We start from the raw sequence: 24,539 nt of genomic DNA, 5'->3' as shown, positions 1-24,539 counted from the left end.
CTTGCCGCTTGCATCTGGTGATCGGAAGGGCGACAGCCCGTCTTCCCATCGCGAGGATCCCCATGAGCACGGCCAGCCCCACCATCGAGACGACGATCGCCCGCGAGATCGGGGCGACGCCCCGTCAGGTCGCGGCCGCCGTGGAGCTCCTCGACGGCGGCGCGAGGGTTCCCTTCGTGGCGCGCTACCGCAAGGAGGCGACGGGCGGCCTCGACGACGCGCAGCTGCGCACGCTGGAGGCGCGGCTCGGCGCCCTGCGCGACCTCGAGGCGCGGCGCCTGGCGGTGCTGCGCTCCGTGCGCGAGCAGGACAAGCTGACGCCCGATCTCGAGGCCGCGATCCGGCGCGCTGCGACGCGGGTCGAGCTCGAGGACGTCTATCTTCCCTATCGCCCGAAGCGCCGCAACCGGGCGATGGCGGCGCGCGAGCGGGGGCTGGGACCGCTCGCCGAGCGTATCCTGGCCGACCGCGGCGTCGATCCCACCGCGCTGGCCGCGAGCTTCCTGTCGCCGGAGGTGCCGGACGCCAAGGCCGCGCTCGAGGGCGCGCGCGACATCGTGGCCGAGGGGCTGGCGGAGAACCCGGCGCTGGTCGGCGAGATCCGCCGCCATCTCGTCGCCAAGGCGCAGGTCCGCGCCCGTGTCGTGCCCGGCAAGGAGGAGGCGGGCGCCAAGTTCTCGGACTATTTCGACCATGCCGAGAAATGGGCCGGGGCGCCGAGCCACCGCGTGCTGGCTCTCCTGCGGGCCGAGCGCGAGGGCGTCGTCACGGTGGACGTCGAGGTCGATGCCGAGGACGCGAGCCCCGTGAAGCCGGTCGAGGCGATGATCGCGCGCCATGCGAACGTGCGCACCCATGGCGGCGGAGCCGCCGACGCGTGGCTCCTGTCCGTCGCGCGCTGGGCCTGGCGGCAGAAGCTGCGCCCCGGCCTCACCACGGAGATGATGGCGACGCTGAAGGAGGGCGCCGACGGCGAGGCGATCCGCGTCTTCTCGCGCAACCTCAAGGACCTCCTGCTCGCCGCGCCCGCCGGCGCCAAGGCGACGATGGGCCTCGACCCCGGCATCCGCACCGGGGTGAAGGTTGCCGTGGTGGATGCGACGGGCCGCCTCGTCGACAGCGCGACGGTCTATCCGTTCCAGCCGCGCAACGACGTGGCCGGGGCCTCCGCCCGGCTCGCCGAGCTGATCGCGCGCCACGCGGTGGAGCTCGTCGCCATCGGCAACGGCACGGCGAGCCGCGAGACCGAGCAGCTGGCGGAGGGCGTCATCAAGGCGCTGCCGGGCCAAAAGCCGGCCAAGGTCGTGGTGTCGGAAGCCGGCGCCTCGGTCTACTCGGCCTCCGAGCTCGCGTCCCGCGAGATGCCGGACGTCGACGTGACGATCCGGGGGGCCGTCTCGATCGCGCGCCGCCTGCAGGACCCGCTTTCGGAACTCATCAAGGTCGACCCCAAGGCGATCGGCGTCGGCCAGTACCAGCACGACGTCGACCAGGGCCGCCTGTCCCGGGCGCTCGATGCCGTGGTCGAGGACGCGGTGAACGCGGTCGGCGTCGATCTCAACACGGCCTCCGCCGCGCTGCTCTCGCGCGTTGCGGGGCTCGGTCCCTCGCTCGCCGAGGCGATCGTCGCCCATCGCGACAGCAAGGGGCCGTTCCCCTCGCGCCGCAAGCTTCTCGACGTGCCGCGCCTCGGCCCCAAGGCCTTCGAGCAGTGCGCCGGCTTCCTGCGCATCGCGAACGGCACGGAGCCGCTCGACGCCTCGGCGGTTCACCCGGAAGCCTATCCCGTGGCCCGGCGCATCGTCGCGGCGCTGGGCAAGGACGTCGCGACGGTCATGCGCGACCCGGCCGCGCTGCGCACGCTGGAGCCGGAGCGCTTCACCGGCGAGGGCTTCGGCGTGCCGACCGTGCGCGACATCATCGCGGAGCTGGAGAAGCCCGGCCGCGACCCGCGTCCCGCCTTCCGCACGGCGGCCTTCGCCGACGGGGTCAACGAGATCACCGACCTCAGGCCCGGCATGAGCTTGGAAGGCACGGTCACCAACGTCGCGGCCTTCGGCGCCTTTGTCGACATCGGCGTCCACCAGGACGGGCTCGTCCACGTCTCGCAGCTCGCCGACCGCTTCGTGCGCGACCCCGCCGAGGTCGTGCGCGCGGGGCAGGTCGTGCGCGTGCGGGTGGTGGAGGTCGACGTGAAGCGCAAGCGCATCTCGCTCACCATGCGCAGCGAGATGCCCGATGCCGCGTCCCGGGGCGAGGGCCGCGGCAGGCCGCAGGACACGCCGCGCGCTGCCGCCGCACCCGGCCGGAGCGAGCCGCCGCGCGGCGAGGGCGCCATGGCCGCGGCGCTCGCCGCCGCCGCCCGCAAGCGCCGGTAGCGGCGCAGAGCCCGGTCAGGCCGCCGCCGCGGGCGCGGCGTAGTTCATCGCCCGCAGGTCCTCGATCAGGCCGGGTCCCGTCGGCTGCCAGCCGAGTTCCCCGCGCGTCCAGGCGCTCGAGGCGGTCATGTCGAGGCCGGCGAAGGCCGTCATCCAGCCGAAATAGGCCGGCGCCTCCTCGGCCGGGATCGAGCGCACCGGCAGATCGAGGCCGGCGCCGACGGTCTCGGCGATCTCGCGCATCGCCACGCCCTCCTCGGCGACCGCGTGGTAACGTGCGCCGCGTCGGCCGCGCTCCAGCGCCAGCACGTAGAGCCGGGCGACATCGCCGACGGGCGCGGCCGCCCAGCGATTGTGGCCTTCGCCGACATAGCCGACGAACCCCTTCTCGCGTGCGGTGTCGATGAACGGCGTGACGAGACCCTGCTTCACCGGGTCATGCACTTGGGGGAGGCGCACGATACGCACGTCGACGCCGGCCTCCAGGAGCGCGTTGGCCGCCTCCTCGGTCGCGATCCGGGGGATCGGATGGCTCGTGCTGAAGATGCTTTCCAGCGCCGGCTGGCCGGGTCCCGCACTGCCGATGTTGACGCCCGAGGTGACGAGGAACGGGCGGTCCGAGCCGCGCAGCGCCGAGCCGATCGCCGTGACGACGCGGCGGTCCTTCTCGCAGTTGGCGACGAAGTGGCTGAAATCGTGGTCGAACGCCGTGTGGATCACGGCGTCGGCCTTTTGCGCGCCCGCGCGCAGGCCGTCGGGATCCTCGAGCGTGCCGCGATAGGGCTCGACGCCGGCCGCGACCAGCGCCCGCTCGCCGGCCTCGGAGCGGGTGAGTCCCAGCACCTCGTGGCCGGCGACCAGAAGCTCGGGAACGACGCGCGAGCCGATGAAGCCGGTCGCGCCCGTGAGGAAGATACGCATGAAAGCCTCCGAGATGAATTCGAGGCCCGTCTTCCTCCCGTTCTCGATCCTGTTAAAGTAGTGACCTTATCCTGGTATAGGTGCTAACAGGCTCGCCATGTCCAAGACGTCCGACAACGCCCTCGGCACCTTCCTGAAGAACCGGCGCACGCGCATGGACCCCGCCTCGTTCGGCTTCGGCGGGCGCCGCCGTACGCAAGGGTTGCGCCGCGAGGAGGTGGCGCTTCGCGCCAACATCTCGCCGACCTGGTACACGTGGCTCGAGCAGGGAAGGGGCGGCGCGCCCTCGGCGGACGTCCTCGATCGCATCGCCAGGGGGCTGATGCTGACCGAGCCCGAACGCGAGCATCTCTTCGTTCTCGGGCTCGGCCGCCCGCCAGCGGCCGCCTCCTACAGCGCCTGTGACACCGTCACCCCACGGCTTCAAAGGGTCCTCGACGCCTTCCCGTCGAGTCCCGCCATCGTCAAGACGGCGACCTGGGACGTGGTGGCCTGGAACCGGGCGGCCGCCGCGCTTCTCACCGACTACGGCAAGCTGCCGCGCGAGCAGCGCAACATCCTGCGCCTCATGTTCACCAACTCGCGCGTCAAGGCCGCGCAGTCGGACTGGCTCGCCGTCGCGCGCTACGTGGTGGGCGCCTTCCGGGCCGAGGCGGCGCGCGCGGGCGCGCGGACCGAGATCGAGCGGTTGGTGGAGGAGTTGTCGCAGCTCAGCCCCGAGTTCGCCTCGCTCTGGCGCGACAACGACGTGTCCGGTCACTCGGACGGGGTGAAATGCCTGCGCCATCCCGAGCACGGACTGCTCGAGCTGGAATTCTCCGCCTTCTCGGTGGATGGCCGGCCGGATCTGGGCATGATCGTCTACAACGCCGCCTCGCCCGAGACGGCCCGGCGAATCGAGGCGCTGCTGAAGGCCGCCGGGGATTCCACGGCGGCCTGACGCCCGACGACGGGTCTTCAGTCCAGCGCCTCGGCCACCGCGTCGAAGAAGAGCATGGGGTCGACCGGCTCCTTGCCGGTGGGCTTGGGCTGGGCGCCGAAGGTGACGATCACCACGCGCCGCGCCGGGTTGATGTAGATGTTCTGCCCGTGGATGCCGACCGCCGCATAGGCCTTGTCGCGCATCGCCCCTTCCGTCCAGCCGGTCCACCACATGTAGCCGTAGTCGAGCGGCTTGCCGTCCTTCAGCGCGGTCGGCTGCGTGGCCTCGCGCGTCCAGTTCTCCGGCAGGATCGAGGTTTCGCCGATCCGCCCCTCGTCCAGGAAGAACTGGCCGAAGCGGGCGTAGTCGCGCAGCGTCGCGCTGATCCCACTGCCGCCGATCTCGGAGCCGCCGGGCGAGTCCAGCCACCACGTGGCATCGCTTTCCATGCCGTAGGGAACCCAGACCTTCTCCGACAGGTACTCGGCGAGCGGCTTGCCGACCGCCCCGCGCACCATCTCGCCCAGGACCTGCGTCTCGCCGGTGGAGTAGGTGTTCACGGTGCCGGGCTCGGCGGCGCGCGGCAGGCCGGCCATCAGGCGCATCGCCGACCCCGGCTCCTGCCCGATCTGCGCGCGCAGCAGCGCCCGCCGGTCGGAGGCCGGGTCGGTATAGGTCTCGTTCCAGCGGACGCCCGAACTCATCATCAGGACGTCGCGCAAGGTGACGCCCTCGTAGGCGCTGCCCTTCAATGCCGGCACGTGATCGGTCACGAGCGCGTCCAGCCCCCGCAGCTTGCCCTCGCGGATCGCGATGGCGGCCAGCGTCGATGTGATGGATTTGGCCACCGACATCGACATCCAGCGCGTTTCCGGCGTGTTGCCGCGCTGGTAAGTCTCGAAGGCGATCTTCCCGTCCTTCAGGACCAGGAGAGCGGTGAAGCTGTCGAGCGCCATCACGTCGTAGAGATCGTAGCGCTCGTCGCCGACCGCGACGCTCACCTCGCCGAGCAACCGGTCCGAGAGGGGCAGCTCGCGCACCGTCCCGCCCGCCCGGATCGTGCGCGTGGGAAAGAGCCTGTCGATGTTGCGATAGGTCGAGACGGCTTGGTCCGGCAGCAGCTTGCCGTCGTACATCTCCTCGACCGTGCCGATGCGTTCGGAACCTGTGGCAGGCGCCTTGTCCTGCGCCGGGGCGGGGGAGGGGACGAGAAGAAGCAGGGCAAGGCCCAGCGCCGCGCCGCTCGCCTTGATCCGGCCACCCGTTCGGCCATGTCGCATGGGGTTCATCGCTTCGTCCTCCCGTGAATCCAGCCGGTCATCCCGCGTTCGGCGCGCCGGCGCAATCGATGGTCTCAGCGCGGACCGAAGCGGTCGGCGCGGTAGGGCGCGGGATCGGCGAAAGGCTCGGCGCCGGTCATGAGTTCGGCGAGGAGGCGACCGCTGGCCGGCCCGACCGTCAGGCCGTGATGGGCATGGCCAAAGCTGAACCACAGGCCGGGGTGCCGGGGCGCCGGCCCGATCACCGGGCGCATGTCCGGCAGACAGGGGCGGCGTCCGAGCCAGGGGTGCGCCTCGACCGGCGTGCCGAGATCGAGGATCTCCCGCGCCTTGCGCTCGGCCAGCGCGATCTGCCTGCCGTCGGCCGGGCGGTCGGAGCGGGCGAATTCCACGCCCGTCGTCAACCGGACGCCCTGGCGCATGGGGGCCAGGACGTAGCCGGCTTCCTCGTCCACCACCGCGTGGCGCAGAGCCACGCCCTCGGGCAGCGTGAAGTGGCGGTGATAGCCGCGCTTGATGCCGAGCGGGATCGCGTAGCCGAGCGTCCGGAAGATCGTGTCGGACTGAGGCCCGAGCGCGACCACCGCGTCCGGCGCGGCGACCTCTCCCCCTCCGGTCCGGACCGCCCACCCCTGGCCCGACGCATGCAGGCTCCCGGCATCGCCGACCAGGATGCGGCCCCCGCGCCGCTCGAAAAGCCGGGCATAGCGCCTGGTCAGCTCGCCGGGATCGCGCACGGTCTTGGGATCGAGCCAGTGGAGGGCGCCGCTGATGCCGCCATCGCCGGTGCGCACGGACGGCTCGAGGGCGGCGAAGGCCGGGCTGTCGAGGACCGACAGGCGCAGGCCGTGAGGGGCGAGTGCGGCCGCGTCGGCCACCTCCTGCTCGAACCGTCGCGGATCGCGATACGCCGCGATCCAGCCCTCGGCGCGCACGAGATCGCCCGCCTCCGCCGCCTCGATCAGCGCGTCGTGCTCGTCGACGCTCGCCTCGATCAGCGGCAGCATCGCGCGGGCCGCGACCGCGAGGTTGCCCGGCGAGGAATGCCGCCAGTAGCGAAACAGGAAAGGCACGGCGCGCAGGATGTCGCGCGGGTCGTAGCGCACGTCCGACGAACGGTTGAGGGCATAGCGCAGGATCGTCGGCACGCTGCGCGGAAAGGCGTAGGGCACGACGCTGGAGCGCTCGATCAGGCCGGCATTGCCGTAGCTCGTTCCCTCGCCGGGTCCCGCCCTGTCCACCAGCGCGACGCTCCGGCCGCGCGTCTGGAGGTGAAGGGCCGCGCAGACGCCGACGATTCCCGCCCCCAGGACGACGACGTCGGCCTTCATGGACCGTTTCCCCGCCCCGTATGCCGGGACGGGGCCTTGCTGGCGGAGGGATGGGGCATCAGTAGATGTCGAACGGGAAGTACTTGGCGACGATCCGGCGGTGCGTGCCGTCCGCCACGATGGCCTTGATCGCGGCGTTGAAGCGCTCGCGCAGCGCGTCGTCGCCCTTGCGCAGCGCGATGCCCGCCTCGGTCTCGGTTCCCGGCACGTCGCCCAGAAGCCGGCAGCAGTCCGCGCCGGCCTTGCCCAGCCAGTCGACCACCACGAACTTGTCGGAGATCAGCGCGTCGACGCGCCCGTTCTGCAGATCGGCGGCCGCCTCGTCCTGCGTCGGGTAGATCCGCACGTCAGCGCCGCCCTTCGTATAGACGTCCTCGGCGTAGCTGGCCTGGGTGGTGCCGGCCTGCGCCCCGACCGCCTTGCCGGCCATGTCGGTGGCGGCGACACCGGCGATCGCGCTGTCCTTGGGAACGGTGACGGCGAGCGGCGTCGTGTAATACTTGTCCGTGAAGTCGACCTGCTTGCGGCGCTCCTCGGTGATGCTCATCGAGGCGACGACGGCGTCGAACTTGCCGGCCATCAGGGCAGGGATCATGCCGTCCCAGTCCTGCGTGACGATCGTGCAGCGGGCCTTCATCTGCGCGCACAGGGCGTTGGCCATGTCGACGTCGAGGCCGGCGACCGAGCCGTCGGGCTGCATGAAGTTGAAGGGGGGATAGGCGCCCTCGGTGGCGATGCGGATCGGCGCGTTCTCGGCGAAGGCGAGGCGCGTGAGGCCGAGAAGCAGGGCGGTCGCGGCGATCAGGACTGGCTTCATCGTTCGGTCTCCGGGGGACGAGGCGGGAAGGGGAGGACGATGACCGGCTCCGTCGTGCCGTCTCGGGCGAGCACGCGGCGGGCGAATCGGTCGCAGGTCCTCGAGGCTCGGACATTCCACAAGGTCACGCAAGTGACATACGCCTTGCCTGCCCCACTCGCGCCTCGCGCCTCGTGACCGGGGCTCCTGGTGGCCGCCGGTCGGTGCAGCGAGTGCCGCACGGGGCGGGCGGAGCGCCGATCCCGGAGAGTTTCGCATCACCGGCCGAGGTTCGCGCCCGAAGCGCCGGCGGGGCCGGCGGGGCCGGCCGAGCCCCGGATCACCAGCGTCGAGGCGACCTGCAGGCGAAACGGGATATCGGCCGGCAGTTTCCCCCTCAGTCGGTCGTCCAGCATGCGCACGAGGCCGGCTCCGATCTCGTGGCCCTGGACCCTGACGGTCGTCATGGGCGGCCAGATCTGGGTGGCGGCGGAATAGTCGCCGAAGCCGACCACCGAGGCATCCTCGGGAATGCGCAGGCCGAGCCGCAGGAGTTCCGACATCACGGTGAGCGCCATGCCGTCATGGGCGCAGAAGAAGGCGGTCGGAAAGAAACCGTCCGAGTGCGCCAGCTCCAGATGCTCCAGAAACCGCGTTTCGGACTGGAACCGCATCTCCCGGAAGGCGACATCGGAATGGGGCTCCAGCACCTCGCGCAGGCCGTAGAAGCGCTCCACGCGCCCGCGGTAGCCGGGCGTGCCGTGGACATAGGCGATGGTCCGGTGCCCGAGGCCGAGGAGATAGCGGGCCACCGCCGAGCCCGCCTCGTGATCGGTGCCCGACACGACGTCGAAGGGATCCAGCGGCTCGACCCAGCCGCTGCGCGCGACCGGAAGGCCAAGCGCGCCGACCGCCAGGATCGTGTCGCGCTCGTGGCGCCCGACAAGGGCGATGCCCCGGCAGCTGCGGGCAAAGGCGAGGATCTCGCGCCGGTCCGACGACCAGCAGTTGCGCACCTCGTATCCCCGCCGCTGGGCCTCGACCTGCACGCCGCCCTGGATGCGAAGGTGGAGTTCGGAGTTGATGATCTCCGCATTGTTGAAGACGACGCCGAGCACCGAGATCTCGTCCGGCTCGGCCGATTGGTTGTATCCCATATCGAGCGCCACGCGGCGCACGCGCTCGCGCGTGGCGGCGCTGACGCCATCCTTGCCCGACAGGGCCCGCGAAACCGCGAACTTCGAAAGGCCGGTCGCCTCGGCGATCGTGGCCAGCGTGACCTTCGGCATTCCGTCGGCTCTCCTCGCGCCACCGTGACAAGCGGTGGACCGCCACCGTGAACATAACGCTTTACCTAACAAAATGCAGGTTGCAACCTCGCCATTAATAACGAAGCCATAAGGCTGTTAGGGAGGGAATGCCGCCGTGGGGATCGACCGCAGAGGCTTCATCGCGTCCGGACTGGCCCTTGCGGGGACTATTGCCCTGCCGCGCGGCGTATGGGCGCAAGGCTCCAACGACTCCGCCTTCCTTCAGGCGCGCATCGCGTCGGGAGAGTTGCCCGCGCTTGCGCAGCGCCTGCCGCAGGTGCCGCTCGTGATCACCCCGCTCAGCGAGGTCGGTCGGCAGGGCGGCGACTGGCGCCATGCGCTGGTGGGCGGGGGCTCCTACTCGATGCTCGTGCGCTACCAGGGCTACGAGCCCCTCGTGCGCTTCAATCCCGACTGGTCCGGCCTCACCGAGAACGTCGCCCAGTCCTGGTCCGTGAACCCGGACGCGACCGAGTACACGTTCAACCTGCGTCGCGGCCACAAGTGGTCGGATGGCCAGCCCTTCACCACCGAGGACGTGCGCTTCTGGTACGACGCCTACTTCACCGATTCGCAGGCCAATCTCGGCAGCAATTCCTGGTGGTATGCCGACGGCAAGCCGGCGACGCTGGAGATCGTCGACGAGGCGACGTTCAAGGTGCGCTTCGCCTCGCCCAACGGCCTCTTCGTCCAGCAGCTCGCCTGGGCGCAGCAGGACCAGCTGACGCGGACCCCGAAGCATTATCTCGAGCGCTTCCACATCCGCTACAATCCGGACGCCGACAAGCTCGCAAAGGAGCAGGGCCTGGAAAGCTGGATCGCCCTGTTCCAGCGCGAGATCGGCATGGCCGACGACAACACCTTCTACCAGAACGGCAACCGGCCGACGCTGAACGCCTGGGTCTTTCTGGAGGCGCCGGGCACCAACACCGAGCAGGCCGTCGCGGTTCGCAACCCCTTCTACTTCAAGGTCGACACCGCGGGCACGCAGCTGCCCTACTTCGACCGCATCGTCTACCAGATGGTCGCCGACCCCGAGGTCCTTCTCCTGAAGGCCCTGCAGGGCGAGATCGACATCATGGACCAGTACATCGCGACGCCCGCCAACAAGCCGGTCATCTTCGACGGGCAGGAGAGCGGGGGCTACGGCCTCTATACGCTGAAGGAGACCGCCGCCAACGTCATGGCCTTCCAGCTCAACCTGAACCACCAGGACCCGGTGCGGAACGCCCTGTTCAACAAGCTGGAATTCCGGCAGGCGCTGTCGATCGCGATCGACCGCCAGGCCATGATCGACGCCGTGTTCATCGGCGAGGGCGCCCCCGCCCAGCCCTCGATCCGGCCCGGCGACCCGCTCTACAACGAGCGCCTCGCCACGCAGTGGACGCAGTACGACCCGGACAAGGCCAACGCGATGCTGGACGCGATCGTCCCGAACCGCGACGGCGACAACTACCGGCTCGACGAGGCGGGACAGCGCCTGTCGATCATCTTCGAGATCGACCAGACGCGCACGACCTTCATCGACATGTTCGAGCTCGCGATCCCGATGTTCCAGGCGGTGGGCATCGACGCACAGATGCGCACGATGGATCGCTCGCTCTGGGAAACGCGCGTTCGGCGCGGCCGCAGCTACGACGCCACGGCCCACCAGTTCGGCGCCAATTCCGGCATCGCGGCCATGCTCGACGCGCGCTTCTACGTGCCGGTCAACAACAACTGCTTCTACGCGCCGGGCTGGTCGGTCTACTTCACGCAGCCCACCAGCGACGGCGCGGTCGAGCCGCCCGAGGCCGTGAAGGCGCAGCAGCAGCTCTACCGCGACCTGACCGCGACGGGCGATCCCGCGCGCCAGAGCGAGATCATGGCGAAGATCCTCGAGAACGCCGCCGATCTCTTCTTCACCTTCGGCGTCAGCCTTCCGGCCGACGGCTACGGCATCGTGCGCAAGGACGTGCGCAACCTGCCGCCCGAGATGCCCAACTCCTTCGGCTGGCCGACGCCCGGCCCGGCGCGACCGGAGCAGTTCTTCAAGGCCTGATCCCCGGGTTCGTCCCGACTCCTTCGCGAACGCCGCAAGCCTCACCGCTTCCGGCGAACGCCCCGCCCTTGCCTGAAACTTCGCGAGACCCACCCATGCTGCACAGCCGGATCCAAGCCTCCTCGACCCTGCGCACGAAGGACTGGTACCGGTCCGCCACGCGCTGGACGCAGCTGACGCTGGCAGAGGACGATCCCGTGCGTTTCGATCCCGCCTTCTGGATCGAGACGTTCAAGCGCACGCAGTCCAATGCGGTCTGCCTCTCGGCCGGCGGTTACATCGCCTATTATCCGTCCGAGATCCCGCTTCACTACGTCAGCCGTTTCATCGGCGACGGCGATCCGTTCGGCGCGCTGGTGGAGGGCGCGCGCGGCCTCGACATGCACGTCATGGCGCGCGTCGATCCGCATGCCATCCACCAGGACGCCGCCGACGCGCATCCCGAATGGATCGCCGTCGACCGCGAGGGGCGCCCGCGCCGCCACTGGGCCTATCCCGACGTCTGGGTGACCTGCGCCTATTCCGGCTACAACCACGTCTTCATGCCGAAGATCGTCCAGGAGATCACGGCGCGCTACGACATCGACGCGATCTTCGCCAACCGGTGGCAGGGGCACGGCGTCTGCTACTGCGACAGCTGCCGGGCGAGCTTTCGGGAGGAGACCGGCCACGAGTTGCCGCTGACAAGCAGCGTCGACGATCCGGCTTGGCTCGCCTGGACCGGCTGGCGGCGCGGCGTCCTCAGCCGCCTCGTCGTCGAGTGGGACGAGATCATGAAGGCGATCAAGCCCCATACGAGCTTCATTCCCAACATGGGCTCGGTTTCGCTCACCGAGTTCGACCTCGGCATGATCGAGCGCTACTGCCCGTTCCTGTGCATCGACGACCAGGGGCGGCGGGGCACCGAGCCGGTCTGGATGGCGGGGCGCAACGGCAAGCGCATCCGCGGCGCCTTTCCCGAGCGCCCCACCGTCCTGATCACCTCGATCGGTCCCGAGGAGGAGCATCGCTGGAAGGACTCGGTGACAACCGGGCCCGAGATGCGCGCCTGGATCGACAACGGGACGACGCAGGGGCTCCTGCCCTGGTTCACCAAGTTCAACGGCGTCGTGCCGGACACGCGCTGGATCGAGCCGGTGTCGGAAAGCTTCGCGCTCCACGCCGCGCTGGAGCCGGTCGCCTCGCGGATGCGCCCGACGGCCGAGATCGCCATCCTCGACCCCGCCACCACGCTGCGCCACCATGGCCTCGACACGCGCAAGGACGCCGAGGCCGACGACTTCGGCGTCTACATGGCCTTGTTCGAGGCCAAGCTTCCGTTCGAGATGATCTCCGACCAGCGCATGACGGCGGCCGAGCTCGACCGCTTCCGCGTCGTGATCCTCGCCAACGCCGCCTGTCTCGGCGACGATCAGGTGCGCCTCCTGGAGGACTACGTGGCGCGCGGCGGCAGCGTCGTCGCGGCCTTCGAGAGCGGAACCCGCACGCCCGACAACCAGCCGCGCGCCGAGCCGGCGCTGGGGCCGCTCCTGGGCGTGCGCCGGACGCAGGCGACGCGCGGCCCCGTCAAGAACACCTATGTCGCGATCAACGGGGCCCATCCGATCTCGGCGGGCTTCGAGGGCGCCGCGCGCATCATCGGCGGCACGCATCTCCTGGCGGTCGAGCCGGTGGGCGAGGGGGTGGAGACGCCGTTCCTCTACGTGCCCGACTTTCCCGACCTGCCGATGGAGGAGGTCTATCCGCGCGAGGCGCCGCGCGGCGCGGCGGTGGTGGCACGCACCCACCCGGGCGGCGGGCGCACGGTCTTCATCCCCTGGAACATCGGCGCGATCTTCTGGGAGGTGCTGGCCGCCGACCATGGGCGCCTGATCGCCAATGCCGTGCGCTGGGCGCTGGGCAAGCGCTGCGACGTCGAGGTCGAGGGCGAGGCGATGCTCGACATCGCCGTGCGCGAGGAGGCGGACGGGCTCCTCGTCCTCCTTCACAACCTCACCAACCCGATGATGATGAAGGGACCGATCCGCCACGCCTATCTGGTCGGGCCGCAGACGCTGTCTGTCGCGGTGCCCGAGGGTCGCCGCGTGGCGCAGATCCGCGCGCTCGTCGGCGGCCAGGCGCTCGAGGCCGTGCCGGAGGGCGGACGCGTCCGGATCGAGGTGCCGGGCTTCCGCGAACTCGAAGCCGTCCATCTGACCTTGGCCTGAGGGGAGGCGGGCATGGGCGCCTACGTCGTCAAGCGCATCCTCTACATGATCCCGACGCTGATCGGCATGTCGGTGATCGCCTTCCTGATCATCCAGCTGCCGCCGGGCGACTACGTCACCTCGATGATCGCCTCGATGCAGGAGTCGGGCGCCAACGTCGATCCCGCGCAGGTCGACCGCTTGCGCGAGATCTACGGCTTCAACGATCCCGTGCTCGTCCAGTACTGGAAGTGGATCTCGGGGATCCTGCTTCGCGGCGACTTCGGCTTCTCGTTCGAGTGGAACCGCCCGGTGGCGGACCTGATCTGGGAGCGCATGGGCTCGACGCTCGCGATCTCGCTCGCCTCGCTCCTGTTCGTCTGGGCGGTGTCGCTGCCGATCGGCATCTATTCGGCCATGCGTCGCCATTCGGCGGGGGACTACGCCTTCACCTTTCTCGGCTTCATCGGCCTGGCGGTGCCCAACTTCATCCTCGCGCTGACGCTGATGTACATGAGCTACCGCTACTTCGGGCAGAGCGTCGGGGGCCTCTATTCGCCCGAATACGTCGACGCGCCCTGGAGCTGGGCCAAGGCGGGCGACCTCGCGCTGCACCTGTGGATCCCGATCGTCGTGATCGGCACCAGCGGCACGGCGGCGCTGATCCGCATCCTGCGCGCCAACCTCACCGACGAGCTGAACAAGCCCTATGTCGTGACCGCGCGCGCCAAGGGCCTGCCCGAGCGCCGGGCCGTGCTGAAATACCCCGTGCGCGTCGCGCTCAACCCGTTCGTGTCGGCGATCGGATGGGTCCTGCCGGAGCTCGTGTCGGGCGTCACGATCACCGCGATCGTCCTGAACCTGCCGACCGCCGGACCGCTGCTCCTGCGGGCCCTGATCAGCCAGGACATGTACCTCGCCGGCAGCTTCATCCTCCTGATGGGCGTCCTGACGCTGGTCGGCATGCTCGTGTCCGACATCCTCCTCGCCCTTCTCGATCCCCGGATCCGGTTCAACTGATGGCCGAGCACGTCTTCCTTCAGGGGCCGGCCGAGACCGCGCCCGCCGTCACCACCATCAAGCCGCGCGGCGGCGCAAATGAGATGGCCGTCGCCGGCCAGTGGACGCTCATCCGGCAGCGCTTCGCGCGCAACCGCCTCGCGGTCGGTGCCGGCTTCGTCATCGTGTTCCTGCTTTTGGTCGCGATCTTCGCCGAGTTCCTGGCGCCTGGGCTCCCCCAGACGGCGCGGCCGCAATACACCAACGCCCCGCCCCAGTCGCTCGGCTGGTTCGTCGACGAGCCCGACGGCGGCCGCCGCTTCCAGCCGCACGTGGCGGGCTACACGATGAGCGTCGATCGCGCCTCGCTGCGCCGCTCCTACGTAGCGGACCCCGCCAAGATCGTGCCGATCGGCTTCTTCGTGAAGGGCCCGGCCTACCGCCTGTGGAACCTCGTCCCGCTCGACCGGCACCTCGTCGGGCCGCTGCGCTCCACCGACACGATGTACCTGCTCGGCACCGACAAGCTCGGCCGCGACCTCCTGAGCCGGCTGATCTACGGAACGCGCGTGTCCATGTCGATCGGCGTGGTGGGCGTGTGCATCAGCCTCGTTCTCGGCGTCACGCTGGGCGCGCTGGCCGGCTTCTACGGCGGCACGGTGGATCTCCTGATCGGCCGGATGATCGAGGTCATCTCGTCCATGCCCACGATCCCGCTCTGGCTCGGGCTGGCCGCCGCGATCCCGCTCACCTGGTCGCCGCTGACCGTCTACTTCGTGATCACGCTGATCGTCTCCCTGTTCGGCTGGACGGGCCTGGCGCGCGAGGTGCGCGGTCGCTTCTTCGCCCTGCGCGGCGAGGACTTCGTGGTCGCTGCACGGCTCGACGGGTCGAACGAGCGCCGGCTGATCTTCCGCCACATCCTGCCCTCGCTGACGAGCCACATCCTTGCCGTCGTCACCCTCGCGCTGCCCACCATGATCGTCGCCGAGACGGCGCTCAGCTTCCTCGGCATCGGCCTCAAGGCGCCGGTGGTCTCCTGGGGCGTCCTTCTGCAGGATGCGCAGAACGTGCGCACCATCGCCGGTGCGCCCTGGCTCCTCGTGTGGCCGGCTCTCGCCGTCGTGGTGACGGTCCTGTCCTACAACTTCCTGGGCGACGGCCTGCGCGACGCAGCCGATCCCTACGAGACGTGAAGGCCATGATGATCACAGGCGCCGCCTCGCAAACCGGTCACCCCGTTCTGGACGACGGCTCGGTGCTGCGCGTCGAGAAGCTCAGCCTCGACTTTCGCTTGCGCAACCAGATCCTCCACGCCGTGCGCGACGTGAGCTTCCGTCTCGTCGCCGGCCAGACGCTGGCGCTGGTCGGCGAGAGCGGGTCGGGCAAGTCGGTCACCGCGCGCAGCCTCCTGCGCATCCTCGACCGCAACGCCGCGATCACCTCCGGGCGCATCCTCCTGCCCCGGCAGGGCGGGGGCGAGATCGACATCGCGCAGCTCACCGAGCGCAGCCCCGAGCTTCTGGCCATCCGGGGCGGACGTATCGGCCTCATCTTCCAGGAGCCGATGAGCTCGCTCTCGCCGGTCCACACGATCGGCTCGCAGATCGTGGAGGCCGTGCGGCTCCATCGGCGCGTGTCGAAGCGCGAGGGCCGCGAGCGCGCGGTCGAGCTCCTGCGCCAGGTCGAGATCCCCGATCCCGGCCGCATGATCGACCGCTACACGTTCGAGTTCTCCGGCGGCATGCGCCAGCGCGCCATGATCGCCATGGCCTTGGCTGCCGATCCCGACGTCCTGATCGCGGACGAGCCCACCACCGCCCTCGATGTCACCACGCAGGCCGAGATCCTCGATCTCGTGAAGCGCATCCAGGTCGCGCGCGGCATGGCGATGCTGCTGATCACCCACGACATGGGCGTCGTCGCCGAGGTCGCCGACGAGGTGGCGGTTATGCGCTTCGGCCGGATCGTCGAGACGGGCGACGTCGACGACATCTTCCACGACGCCGGGCACAGCTATACGCGCCGGCTTCTCGACGCGACGGTGCGGCTCGAGACGCGTCGCGAGGCGGACGAGAGGCGCGTGCCGGCGAAGGAGCGCGAGCCGGTTCTCTCGGTGCGTGGCCTCGGCAAGTCCTATGGCGCCGCGGCAAGCTGGTGGGGAAGCGCCGCGGCCAACCCCGTCAGGGCGGTGGACGACGTCAGCTTCGACCTGATGCCGGGCGAGAACTTGGGCATCGTCGGCGAGAGCGGGTCGGGCAAGACGACGCTCGGGCGTCTGATCCTGCGCATCACCGAGCCGACCGCGGGGCAGGTCGTCTATCGCGGCGCGGGCGGCGAGACCGACGTGACGGCACTCGACAAGCGGGGGCTTCGCCTCTTCCACCGCGACGTGCGCCTCGTGTTCCAGGACCCCTTCGCCTCGCTCAACCCGCGCATGAACGTGCGCCAGATCGTCGGCGACCCGTTGCGGGTCGCGGGCGGCTGGGACCGCCAGCGCATCGAGCGGCGCGTCGCCGAGCTTCTGGAGCTCGTCGGCCTCGACCCGGCGGCCGCCGAGCGCTATCCGCACGCCTTTTCCGGCGGGCAGCGCCAGCGCATCGGCATCGCCCGCGCGCTGGCGCTGGAGCCCAAGGTCGTGATCGCCGACGAGGCGACCGCCGCGCTCGACGTGTCGATCCGCGCGCAGATCCTCGACCTCCTTCTCGACATCCAGCGCCGGCTCGACCTCTCCTTCCTCTTCATCTCGCACGACATCTCGGTGGTCCGGTACTTCTGCGACCGCGTCGGCGTCATGCACCGGGGAAAGCTCGTCGAGATCGGGCCCGCCGAGGAGATCTGCACCCGTCCCCGCCAGCCCTACACGCAAAGCCTCATCTCGGCCGTGCCGAGCCCCGATCCCCGCCGCAAGCGCATGCTGCACCGCACGCGCTTCACCGCTTGAAGACCGCGAGAGCCATGCCCCGATTTGCCGCCAACCTGTCCTTTCTCTACGCCGAGCTGCCGTTTCTGGACCGCTTCGAGGCGGCCGCGCGCGACGGCTTCCGCGCCGTAGAATACGTCTCGCCCTACGAGGTGCCCGCCGCCGAGATCCGCGACCGCCTGCAGCGCCACGGGCTGACGCAAGCCCTCTTCAACCTGCCGGCCGGCAACTGGGCGGGCGGCGAGCGCGGCATCGGCTGCCTGCCGGATCGGGTCGAGGAGTTCCGGCGAGGCGTCGACACGGCGATCCGCTACGCCCGCGAGCTGCATTGCCCGACCGTCAACTGCCTTGCCGGTATCGCGCCGGCGGGAGTGGACCGCGACCGCCTGGAAGACACGCTGGTCGAGAACCTTGGCTATGCCGCGCCGCGCCTTCGCGATGCCGGCATCGCCCTGGTGATGGAGCCGATCAACCTGCGCGACATTCCCGGCTTCTTCGTGTCCACGACCGACCATGCCGAGCGCATCATGGACCGGGTGGGCTTGCCCAACCTGCGCCTCCAGTACGACGTCTACCACACGCAGGTCATGCAGGGTGACATCGTGGCCACCCTCGAGAGCCTGTTCGACCGGATCGGCCACGTGCAGGTCGCCGACAATCCGGGCCGGCACGAGCCCGGCACGGGCGAGATCAACTACGCCTTCGTCCTCGCCGCGCTGGACCGGCTGGGATACCGGGGCTGGGTGGGCTGTGAATACAAGCCCGCGACCACCACGACGGCGGGCCTCTCCTGGATGGACGCATGGCGCGAGGGAGTTGCGGCATGAGGATCGCCTTTATCGGCCTCGGCGTCATGGGACGCCCGATGGCGGGCCATCTCCTGGCGGCCGGACACGAGCTTTCGCTCCACCGCGTCAAGGAGGCCTCGCGCTTCCTTGTGGAGGCCGGGGGGAGGGCCGCCGACAGCGCCGCCGATGCGGCCAGGGACGCCGAGGCGGTGATCCTGATGCTGCCCGACACGCCCGACGTCGAGACGGTGCTGTTCGGCGGGAACGGCGTCGCCTCCGCGCTGCGGCCGGGCGCGCTCGTCGTCGACATGAGCTCGATCTCGCCGATCGCGACCAAGGGCTTCGCCGAGCGGATCGAGGCGGGAGGCGGCGTCTATGTCGACGCGCCCGTGTCGGGCGGCGAGGTGGGCGCTCGGAACGCCGCGCTCACGATCATGGCGGGCGGTAGCGAGGCGGGTTTCGCGCGGGCCCGTCCCCTGTTCGAGCAGATGGGCAAGACCATCACCCATGTCGGCGGCGTGGGCGACGGCCAGACCGCCAAGGTCGCCAACCAGATCATCGTCGGGCTCAACATCGCAGCCGTCGCCGAGGCACTGACCTTCGCGCGCGCGGCCGGGGCCGATCCCGCCAAGGTGCGCGAGGCGCTGATGGGGGGCTTCGCCGCCTCGCGCGTTCTCGAACTGCACGGCGAGCGCATGATCCGCGAGACCTTCGACCCCGGCTTCCGTATCCGGCTCCATCGCAAGGACATGGGGCTCGCCATGGACGGCGCCCGCGCGCTCGATATCGTCCTGCCCAACACCGCCTCCACCGCGCAGCTCATGACCGAGGCGGTCGAGCGCGGCGACGGCGACAAGGACCATTCCGCCCTGATCCGCACGCTCCAGGCGCTGGCCGCCAGCTAGCGCCACCGGCGCCTTCCCCTCCGATCTCCCCACGACGGGCGCCGCCACGCGCCGCCCGAACGCTTCCGACTGTCCCGAAGGACCCGTTCCATGCCCCTCGACACGCTGCCCCAGGTGCCCTTCGGTGCCGTCTACTTCCGCAAGTCCAACCCGCCACGCGAGGACTGGGAGCGCGATTACGCGACGGCCGCCGCCGACGGGCTGAACGTCTTCCGGCACTGGTTCATGTGGAGCGCGATCGAGCGCCGGCCGGGCGTCTACGACTGGGACGACTACGACCGGCAGATGGATTTGGCCGCCCGGCACGGCATCCGCACGATCATTGCCGAGATCAGCCACGCGGTGCCCGACTGGGCCTACCGGCGCTTCGCCCATGCCCGCCAGATCCGCGCCGACGGGCGTCCGCTCTCGTCCAACATGGGCGTCAGCGCCGCGACCGGGGGGTTCGCCAACAACGGCGGCGGGGCGGGCGCCCTGTCGATGAACGACCCGGAGGTGCGCGAACGGGTGGGCGCCTTCCTCCATGCGCTCGCCACCCGCTACAAGGGTCATCCTGGGCTTCTGGGGTACGACGTCTGGAACGAGGTCAACTACGCCTCGGACGTCGACCATTCGCCCGCCATGAAGGCCGACTTCCGCCTCTGGCTGGAAGCCAAATACGGCTCGCTCGATACGCTGGCCGAGGCCTGGTACCGCTACTCCTACGCGGAATGGGAGGATGTCGAGCCGCCCGTGGAGGTGGCGGCCTATCCGCAGAACCTCGACTGGCTCGCCTTCAAGCGCGAGACCTACTACGGGCAGATGCAGTTCAAGATCGACACGATCCGGGCCGTCGACGCGGACTGCCTGATCGCGGCGCACGGCGTGGGCGGCGCCATCCCCAACATGGCGGCCAACGGGTCCGACGACTGGCTCGCGGCCTCCAAGGTCGAGCTCTACGGCCTGACCTGGGTGCCGAGCCGCCGCGGCTTCAAGCCGTGGCAGAACTTCTTCGGCCCCGACCTCACGCGCGCCGCCAGTCGCGGCAAGCCCTGGTGGCACGCCGAGCGTCCCGGCGGCCCGCTCTGGATGCAGCCGCAGGTGATGGGGCGCGACAAGGAGGACGGCCGGGTGATGGAGCCCGAGGACATCCGCCTCCTCACGATGACCTCGTTCGCGGCCGGCGCCACGGGCGTCCTCAACCTGCGCTACCGCCCGCTGCTCGACGGACCGCTCTTCGGCGCCTTCGGCTCCTACGGCATGGACGGCTCGCGCACGCCGCGCTCCGACATGGCCTCGAGCCTGGCGAAGTGGGCCAACGCGCCGGAACGCAAGGCGCTGTTCGAGGCAAAGCCGGTGCGGGGCGACGTCGGCCTTCTCGTGGTCCCCGAGGCGCAGGCCTGGGACTATCTCCTCAACCACGACCACTGCCCCGACACCTACCGGGAGGCGATGTGGGGCGCCTATCGCGGCTTCTTCGACAACAACATCCAGGCCGACTGGCTGCATATCGACCATCTGGACGACCACGACGTCGTTTATGCCCCTTATCCGATCATGCTGACGGCCGAGCATGCCGGGTGCCTCGCGCGCTGGGTGGAGCGGGGCGGCACGCTCGTCTCGGAGGCCACGCCCGGCTATTTCGGCGATCGCGGCAAGGTGGGAACCCGCCAGCCGCATAACGGCCTCGACGCGGTCTTCGGCGCGGTGGAGGACGAGGTCGAGTTCATGCCCGACATCGGCGACCGCATCCGTCTCGAGATCGACGGGCGCGCGCTCCAGGGCGGCGGCTTCCTCCAGAGCTACCGGCCGACCACCGGCACGGTGCGGGGGCATTTCGACGACGGCCGGATCGCCGCCGTCGAGAACCGCTTCGGCCGGGGCCGCACGCTTCTGGTCGGCACCCATCCGGGCATCGGCTACTTCCGGCAGGGTGGCGAGAGCCATCGCGCCTACTTCGCCTCGATCCTCGGCGAGGCCGGCCGACGGCCTCAGGTCGCCTCCTCGAATGCGGCCCTGCAGGTCCGGCTGCATCAGGGAGCGGACGGTCGCCACTTCCTGTGGATCGTGAACTCGACGCGCGCGGAGCAGTCGGCCGACCTACGCGTGGCGGGAGTGGACGCACACCGGGTCACGGTTGCATGGCCCCCCGGAGACGAGGTGGCTTCCCCGGCGACATTCGGGCCGGGTGGGGAGGAGGACGCGCAGCTGCGGGTGCGCGTCGGCGCGAGGGACGCGCTCGTCCTGCAACTCCAGCGCTGACGCGGATCGCCCGGCGAGGCGCGTCGGTCCGGGCGGCATCACAGTTTAGGGAGCGGATCGCCGAACCGGCTGGACGATCCGCTTCCCCGGCTCAGGCCGGGTTGAAAACGAGGTTGCGGGATATCCGCCGCCGGAAGGAGCCGGGAAGGGATTCGAAACGAAACCTTTGACAGGAACGCCCGAACGCGCTTGGATATATGATATATCTTTGAGGTGCCCATGTCGTTCCTGGTTGATCCGGACTGGCTCGCCGACCGTCTCGCAGACCGTGCCACCGTCTGCCTCGACTGCTCGTGGTTCGCCCCGGAGACGGGGCAGTCCGGCATCGCGGCCTATCGCGATGCCCATATACCCGGCGCTCGTCCCTTCGATCTCGAGGCGGCGTCCGATCGCGATGTCCTCATCCCCAACATGATGCCGACGCCGGAGCATTTCGCGACAGTGGCAGGCGCGCTCGGGATCGGCCGGGACACCCATGTCGTGATCTACGATCGCAGCTACGTGTCGGCGCGCGTCTGGTGGATGTTCAGGCGCTTCGGTCATGAGTCCGTCTCGATCCTCGACGGTGGCCTTCGTCGCTGGATCGCGGAAGGGCGGCCTCTCGAGACGGGCGGTGCGCGCTCCTTCGAGAGCCGGACCTTCGAGGCCGCCGCGCCCCCGGACGACATCGCGACGTGGCAGGATGTTCGCGACGCCCTGGCGAACGGCAAGGCGCAGGTCGTCGATGCGCGCACCACCGACCGCTTCAGCGGCGTGCTCCCTTCGGGTTATCCCGGACTGCGCAGCGGCCACATGCCGGGGGCGGTGAACCTGCCGTGGACCGCCATGCTGGAAAACGCTCCCGGCTTCCGGTTCAAGGCGCCGGCCGAGACGGAGCGGCTCTTTCGAGCCGCCGGGATCGATCCCGACCGGCCGATCATCGCCACATGCGGCTCCGGCGTCACGGCGGCCGTTCTGGCCTTTCAGCTCGCGCGCGCAGGCAGGCGGGAATGGCGGATCTACGACGGCTCCTGGAACGAGTGGGGTCGCCGAGAGGACCTGCCGCGCCGGACGCTCGGTCATGACTGATCCCGCCAAGGCCGGCGGCGGGGAGCGGGTGCTGCGCTCGCTGTCGCATTGGGGCGCCTTTCGCGCGCAGGTCGAGAACGGCCGGCTGGTCGGCGTCCTGCCCTTCGAGCACGATCCCGCGCCGAGCGAGCTGATTTCGGTCTGGCCGGAGATGCTGCGCTCCCCCTTGCGCATCGCGCGGCCCGCCGTCCGCCGGGGGTGGCTCGCCGGCGACGGCGGCGCGGGACGCGGGAGCGACGAGTACCGGGAGGTGCCGTGGGACGAGGCGCTGGACCTGGCTGCCGGCGAGATCGGGCGCGTGCGCGAGAGGCATGGAAACGCCGCCCTCTTTGCCGGCTCCTACGGGTGGTCGAGCGCTGGACGGCTTCACCATGCCCGGACCCTCGTGCGGCGGTTCTTCGGCGCGATCGGCGGCTTCACCGATCAGGTCACGAACTACAGCTACGGCGCCGCCATGGCGTTCCTTCCCCGGATCCTCGGCGTTCCCGATCCCATCGGCGACGGAGCGATGACGGCGGAGACAATCCGCGACCACTGCGACGTCATGCTGGCCTTCGGCGGCCTGCCGCAGCGAAATTGGGAGGTCGTGTCCGGCGGCTTCGGTCGCCACGCCTATCCCGCCTTCATGGCGGCCCTGGCGCAGCGCGTGCGGCTCGTCGCCGTGACGCCGTTCCGGGGCGACGTTCCCTCGGAGCATCCTTGCGAATGGCTCGCGCCGCGTCCGAACACGGATACCGCGCTGATCCTGGCCCTGTCGCAGACGATCCTTGCGGCGGGCCTCCACGACGAAGCCTTCCTCGCCTCGCATTGCCACGGCTTCGGGACGTACCGGGCCTATCTGCTCGGCGAAAGCGACGGGGTTCCCAAGACCGCGGAATGGGCCGCGGCGATCACCGGCCTCGAGGCCGCTGACATCCGGCAGCTGGCCTTGTCGCTGCCGGGCCGGCGGGTGCTCCTTACCGCCAGCTGGAGCCTCCAGCGCGCGCGCCACGGCGAGCAGCCCTACTGGGCGATCGTGGCGCTCGCGGCGATGCTCGGCCAGATCGGGTTGCCCGGCGGCGGCTTCGTGTTCGGCTACGGCTCGTCCAACAGCATGGGCAACCCGCGCTTCGAGACGCCTCTTTTCGGCCTGCCGGTCGGGCCGAATCCGGTCGGGATCGCCATTCCGGTGGCGCGCGTCGCCGACCTTCTCCTGAACCCGGGCGACACGGTGCGCTTCGACGGCCGCGAGATCACCTATCCCGACATCCGCCTCGTCTACTGGGCCGGCGGCAACCCGTTTCACCATCACCAGGACCTTAACCGGCTGCGCAAGGCCTTCCGCCGGCCCGAGACCGTGATCGTCAACGAGGGGTTCTGGACCGCGACCGCTCGGCATGCCGACATCGTGTTTCCCGCCACCGTCGCGGCCGAGCGCGAGGATATCGGCGGCTCGTCCCGCGACCCTTTCATCCTGGCGATGCACAAGCTTGTGGAGCCGGCAGGCGAGGCACGCAACGACTTCGCCATCTTCGCCGGTCTCGCCGAGCGTCTCGGCAGCCGGGACGCCTTCACGGGCGGGCGCACGGAGCGCGAGTGGCTGCATCACGCGTGGGCTCAGATCGCGTCGCGTCTGAAGGCACGCGGGATGACGCCGCCGAGCTTCGAGACCTTCTGGGAGACAGGCTTCCTCGAGGTGGATCGCCCCCGGGAGGGCGACCGCGTTCCCTTTGCCGCGTTCCGCGCCGACCCGGTGGCCAACAGGCTGGCGACGCGCACCGGCCGGATCGAGATCGGCAGCCCCGCCGTCGCCGACTTCGCGTCGGCGGGGTTGCCGAGCCACCCCGCCTGGCTCGATCCCGAGGAATGGCTGGGAAGTCCGCTCGCCCGAACCTACCCGATCCATCTCCTGACGCCCCAGCCCGCCCGCCGCCTCCATGGGCAGATGGACTGGAGCGCGGTCAGCGCGCAGCAGAAGACCGACGGGCGCGAGCGCGTCGCGATGCATCCGGCCGACGCCCGGGCGCGGGGCATCGGCGAGGGCGACCTCGTGCGCTTGTTCAACGATCGCGGCGCCTGCCTGGCCGTCGCCGCGCTGAGCGAGGATGTGCGGCCCGGCGTCGCCCTTCTTCCGACGGGGGCGACCTTCGATCCGGACGGGCGCGGCGATCGCAACTCGAACCCCAACGTCCTGACGCGCGACATCGGCACGTCCGAGCTCGGCCAGGGGTGCTCGGCCCAGTCCTGCCTCGTCGAGATCGAACCCCTGCGCGGCCCGGCCCCGCCGCTCCGCATTCACGAGCCTCCGTCGATCGTGGGTCTTGGCGAGACGAAAACGGAGCGCAGGCACATGAGCATCGCCTTCGACCACCTGATCCTTCTCGTCCACGATCTCGACGCGGCCGCGCGCGACTTCCAGGACCTCGGGTTCACCGTGACGGAGCGGCAGGACGCGGTGGAGGGCGCTAGGG

17 protein-coding genes are annotated in these 24,539 nt (G+C 70.1%); 12 read left to right on the top strand and 5 right to left on the bottom strand.

Annotated features, from left to right (window positions below; translation table 11 throughout):
* The first annotated feature begins 62 nt into the window (after positions 1-62).
* Positions 63-2,378, top strand: coding sequence for a Tex family protein (locus tag AUL35_RS14790; protein ID WP_062016082.1), 2,316 nt, complete (start codon positions 63-65; stop codon positions 2,376-2,378).
* 15 nt (positions 2,379-2,393) lie between these two features.
* Here the strand turns inward: AUL35_RS14790 and AUL35_RS14785 are convergent, their stop codons facing one another.
* A complete protein-coding gene (locus tag AUL35_RS14785) occupies positions 2,394-3,299 on the bottom strand; it encodes an SDR family oxidoreductase (protein WP_062016080.1) in 906 nt (301 codons plus the stop codon).
* A 97-nt stretch (positions 3,300-3,396) separates the two neighbouring features.
* Between AUL35_RS14785 and AUL35_RS14780 the strand changes: the two genes are divergently transcribed.
* Positions 3,397-4,239 (top strand): helix-turn-helix transcriptional regulator, encoded by an 843-nt coding sequence (locus tag AUL35_RS14780; RefSeq protein WP_062016078.1) that lies wholly within the window; start codon positions 3,397-3,399, stop codon positions 4,237-4,239.
* 17 nt (positions 4,240-4,256) lie between these two features.
* Here AUL35_RS14780 and AUL35_RS14775 read toward each other — a convergent pair whose 3' ends face one another.
* From AUL35_RS14775 to AUL35_RS14760, 4 genes are all read right to left on the bottom strand, one after another.
* Complete coding sequence (locus tag AUL35_RS14775) at positions 4,257-5,501, bottom strand: serine hydrolase (protein ID WP_082666351.1); 1,245 nt, start codon at positions 5,499-5,501, stop codon at positions 4,257-4,259.
* A 74-nt stretch (positions 5,502-5,575) separates the two neighbouring features.
* Positions 5,576-6,832 carry an FAD-binding oxidoreductase gene (locus tag AUL35_RS14770; RefSeq protein WP_062016076.1) on the bottom strand — a complete coding sequence of 419 codons (1,257 nt, stop codon included), beginning with the start codon at positions 6,830-6,832 and terminating at the stop codon, positions 5,576-5,578.
* Positions 6,833-6,890: 58 nt separating this feature from the next.
* Positions 6,891-7,649: an ABC transporter substrate-binding protein gene (locus AUL35_RS14765; protein WP_062016075.1), complete on the bottom strand. Its 759-nt coding sequence runs from the start codon at positions 7,647-7,649 to the stop codon at positions 6,891-6,893.
* A 257-nt stretch (positions 7,650-7,906) separates the two neighbouring features.
* Positions 7,907-8,917, bottom strand: a complete 1,011-nt coding sequence (locus tag AUL35_RS14760) for a LacI family DNA-binding transcriptional regulator (protein ID WP_062016073.1) — start codon at positions 8,915-8,917, stop codon at positions 7,907-7,909.
* Positions 8,918-9,053: 136 nt separating this feature from the next.
* Here AUL35_RS14760 and AUL35_RS14755 point away from each other — a divergent pair, with 136 nt between their 5' ends.
* The 10 genes from AUL35_RS14755 to AUL35_RS14710 form a co-directional block, all read left to right on the top strand.
* A complete protein-coding gene (locus tag AUL35_RS14755) occupies positions 9,054-10,979 on the top strand; it encodes an ABC transporter substrate-binding protein (RefSeq protein ID WP_062016071.1) in 1,926 nt (641 codons plus the stop codon).
* A gap of 95 nt (positions 10,980-11,074) precedes the next feature.
* Entirely contained in the window at positions 11,075-13,186 is a 2,112-nt protein-coding gene (locus AUL35_RS14750) for an alpha-amylase family protein (RefSeq protein ID WP_062016070.1), read from the top strand.
* 12 nt (positions 13,187-13,198) lie between these two features.
* Positions 13,199-14,185: an ABC transporter permease gene (locus AUL35_RS14745; RefSeq protein WP_062016068.1), complete on the top strand. Its 987-nt coding sequence runs from the start codon at positions 13,199-13,201 to the stop codon at positions 14,183-14,185.
* Between the two features lie 83 nt (positions 14,186-14,268).
* On the top strand, positions 14,269-15,360 hold the full coding sequence (locus tag AUL35_RS14740) for an ABC transporter permease (RefSeq protein WP_244493787.1): 1,092 nt from the start codon (positions 14,269-14,271) through the stop codon (positions 15,358-15,360).
* 5 nt (positions 15,361-15,365) lie between these two features.
* Positions 15,366-17,108: an ABC transporter ATP-binding protein gene (locus tag AUL35_RS14735; protein WP_062016065.1), complete on the top strand. Its 1,743-nt coding sequence runs from the start codon at positions 15,366-15,368 to the stop codon at positions 17,106-17,108.
* 14 nt (positions 17,109-17,122) lie between these two features.
* Positions 17,123-17,914, top strand: a complete 792-nt coding sequence (gene hyi / locus AUL35_RS14730) for a hydroxypyruvate isomerase (protein ID WP_062016063.1) — start codon at positions 17,123-17,125, stop codon at positions 17,912-17,914.
* The gene (locus AUL35_RS14725; RefSeq protein ID WP_062016061.1) at positions 17,911-18,780 is read left to right on the top strand and encodes a 2-hydroxy-3-oxopropionate reductase; all 870 of its coding nucleotides are present in this window, start codon (positions 17,911-17,913) and stop codon (positions 18,778-18,780) included. Before hyi ends, AUL35_RS14725 begins: the two co-directional genes overlap by 4 nt.
* 90 nt (positions 18,781-18,870) lie before the next feature.
* Positions 18,871-21,021 (top strand): beta-galactosidase, encoded by a 2,151-nt coding sequence (locus AUL35_RS14720; protein ID WP_082666349.1) that lies wholly within the window; start codon positions 18,871-18,873, stop codon positions 21,019-21,021.
* Between the two features lie 219 nt (positions 21,022-21,240).
* On the top strand, positions 21,241-22,089 hold the full coding sequence (locus AUL35_RS14715) for a sulfurtransferase (protein WP_062016059.1): 849 nt from the start codon (positions 21,241-21,243) through the stop codon (positions 22,087-22,089).
* On the top strand, positions 22,082-24,539 hold a 2,458-nt coding region (locus AUL35_RS14710; RefSeq protein ID WP_156418014.1), incomplete at its 3' end, for a molybdopterin-dependent oxidoreductase. The genes AUL35_RS14715 and AUL35_RS14710, both read left to right, overlap by 8 nt.

The sequence above is a fragment of the Aureimonas sp. AU4 genome (assembly GCF_001463765.1).
In the GTDB taxonomy this organism is placed as follows: Bacteria; Pseudomonadota; Alphaproteobacteria; order Rhizobiales; family Rhizobiaceae; genus Aureimonas.
The sequence above is the reverse complement of the archived record's forward strand: the minus strand, read 5'-3'. Positions and strand labels throughout refer to the sequence as shown.

Bases quoted from the DNA above. Each gene is read 5' to 3' on its own strand.
- AUL35_RS14750 (WP_062016070.1), top strand. From the start codon at position 11,075: ATGCTGCACAGCCGGATCCAAGCCTCCTCGACCCTGCGCACGAAGGAC.
- AUL35_RS14785 (WP_062016080.1), bottom strand. From the start codon at position 3,299: ATGCGTATCTTCCTCACGGGCGCGACCGGCTTCATCGGCTCGCGCGTC.
- AUL35_RS14790 (WP_062016082.1), top strand. From the start codon at position 63: ATGAGCACGGCCAGCCCCACCATCGAGACGACGATCGCCCGCGAGATC.
- hyi (WP_062016063.1), top strand. From the start codon at position 17,123: ATGCCCCGATTTGCCGCCAACCTGTCCTTTCTCTACGCCGAGCTGCCG.
- AUL35_RS14715 (WP_062016059.1), top strand. From the start codon at position 21,241: ATGTCGTTCCTGGTTGATCCGGACTGGCTCGCCGACCGTCTCGCAGAC.
- AUL35_RS14725 (WP_062016061.1), top strand. From the start codon at position 17,911: ATGAGGATCGCCTTTATCGGCCTCGGCGTCATGGGACGCCCGATGGCG.
- AUL35_RS14780 (WP_062016078.1), top strand. From the start codon at position 3,397: ATGTCCAAGACGTCCGACAACGCCCTCGGCACCTTCCTGAAGAACCGG.
- AUL35_RS14760 (WP_062016073.1), bottom strand. From the start codon at position 8,917: ATGCCGAAGGTCACGCTGGCCACGATCGCCGAGGCGACCGGCCTTTCG.
- AUL35_RS14775 (WP_082666351.1), bottom strand. From the start codon at position 5,501: ATGCGACATGGCCGAACGGGTGGCCGGATCAAGGCGAGCGGCGCGGCG.
- AUL35_RS14765 (WP_062016075.1), bottom strand. From the start codon at position 7,649: ATGAAGCCAGTCCTGATCGCCGCGACCGCCCTGCTTCTCGGCCTCACG.
- AUL35_RS14745 (WP_062016068.1), top strand. From the start codon at position 13,199: ATGGGCGCCTACGTCGTCAAGCGCATCCTCTACATGATCCCGACGCTG.
- AUL35_RS14720 (WP_082666349.1), top strand. From the start codon at position 18,871: ATGCCCCTCGACACGCTGCCCCAGGTGCCCTTCGGTGCCGTCTACTTC.
- AUL35_RS14735 (WP_062016065.1), top strand. From the start codon at position 15,366: ATGATGATCACAGGCGCCGCCTCGCAAACCGGTCACCCCGTTCTGGAC.
- AUL35_RS14770 (WP_062016076.1), bottom strand. From the start codon at position 6,832: ATGAAGGCCGACGTCGTCGTCCTGGGGGCGGGAATCGTCGGCGTCTGC.
- AUL35_RS14740 (WP_244493787.1), top strand. From the start codon at position 14,269: ATGGCCGTCGCCGGCCAGTGGACGCTCATCCGGCAGCGCTTCGCGCGC.